The organism is Ruoffia sp. FAM 26254 (genome assembly GCF_045528545.1).
In the GTDB taxonomy this organism is placed as follows: Bacteria; Bacillota; Bacilli; order Lactobacillales; family Aerococcaceae; genus Ruoffia; species Ruoffia halotolerans.
This window is the reverse complement of sequence record NZ_JBGQQY010000119.1, coordinates 1-438: the sequence shown is the minus strand read 5'-3', so window position 1 is coordinate 438 and position 438 is coordinate 1. Positions and strand designations below refer to the sequence as shown.

Here is a 438-nt window from a genome sequence, read left to right as displayed (position 1 = left end):
AAGGATTTCCGTGGAATCGTGTTCCGTTTGTGTGCAATCGATGACACAAAGCTTTGGTCTACTTGATTAAAGTCCATTCCTTTTGGCAGTCCGTCTCTGCGTAATAAACCATTGGAATTCTCATTCAAAGCTCGCTGTGAGGGCGTTCCTGGATCGGCAAAATAAATATCAATGTCATGTTGATTACTTAATGCTTTCCAATTGGAAAATTCCTTACCACAATCAAACGTCATCGACTTAAAGAAATGTCGAGGAATCGATTCCAACCATTGGTTCATCCTCTGTTCAATGTCACTGGCTTTGCGGCCATCCGGTTTCAAAGTGATGATGATTTTGGAAAGACGCTCTACTAGCGTGATAACAGCACTCTTGTGGTGAACACCCACAATGGTATCTCCTTCGAGATGACCGAATTCTTCGGTGAACGCTGGATAGTCT

1 protein-coding gene is annotated in these 438 nt (G+C 42.9%); it reads right to left on the bottom strand.

Translation table 11 applies throughout. The features are described from left to right. The coding region (locus ACEN3Z_RS11915; protein WP_407090990.1) for an IS30 family transposase at positions 1-438 on the bottom strand (438 nt) is incomplete at both ends.